Origin of the sequence: Enterococcus pseudoavium NBRC 100491 (assembly GCF_001544295.1) — a bacterium.
GTDB lineage: Bacteria > Bacillota > Bacilli > Lactobacillales > Enterococcaceae > Enterococcus_A > Enterococcus_A pseudoavium.
This window is the reverse complement of record NZ_BCQF01000058.1, coordinates 1-535: the sequence shown is the minus strand read 5'-3', so window position 1 is coordinate 535 and position 535 is coordinate 1. Positions and strand designations below refer to the sequence as shown.

The window sequence follows — 535 nt, the reverse complement described above, 5'->3', positions numbered from 1 at the left end:
AATTGCGGGAGCAGGATTTGAACCTACGACCTTCGGGTTATGAGCCCGACGAGCTACCAGACTGCTCCATCCCGCGATAATAATATTAAAAAGGAGGATAAGGGATTCGAACCCTTGCACGGTTTTACCCGCCTGACGGTTTTCAAGACCGTTCCCTTCAGCCGGACTTGGGTAATCCTCCATAAAAGAGTCACAATGGACCTTGTAGGACTCGAACCTACGACCGGACGGTTATGAGCCGTCTGCTCTAACCAACTGAGCTAAAGGTCCTGGCTCGAATAAAATCGCGGCGGAGGGGATCGAACCCCCGACCTCCCGGGTATGAACCGGACGCTCTAGCCAGCTGAGCTACACCGCGTTATTAATAAAATGGAGCCTAGCGGGATCGAACCGCTGACCTCCTGCGTGCAAAGCAGGCGCTCTCCCAGCTGAGCTAAGGCCCCATAATTTTGTTGCTATCGGGAAGACAGGATTCGAACCTGCGACACCTTGGTCCCAAACCAAGTACTCTACCAAGCTGAGCTACTTCCCGAAA

6 tRNA genes are annotated in these 535 nt (G+C 53.1%); all 6 read right to left on the bottom strand.

Going from position 1 to position 535, the window contains the following annotated elements:
* Positions 1–2 precede the first annotated feature (2 nt).
* Positions 3–76: transfer RNA gene (locus tag EP1_RS13230), tRNA-Met, on the bottom strand.
* Between the two features lie 15 nt (positions 77–91).
* Positions 92–181: transfer RNA gene (locus EP1_RS13225), tRNA-Ser, on the bottom strand.
* Positions 182–196: 15 nt separating this feature from the next.
* Positions 197–270: transfer RNA gene (locus EP1_RS13220), tRNA-Ile, on the bottom strand.
* A gap of 14 nt (positions 271–284) precedes the next feature.
* Positions 285–358, bottom strand: a tRNA-Met gene (locus EP1_RS13215).
* Between the two features lie 12 nt (positions 359–370).
* Positions 371–443 (bottom strand) — tRNA-Ala (locus EP1_RS13210).
* Positions 444–458: 15 nt separating this feature from the next.
* A tRNA-Pro gene (locus EP1_RS13205) sits at positions 459–532 on the bottom strand.
* Positions 533–535 lie beyond the last annotated feature (3 nt).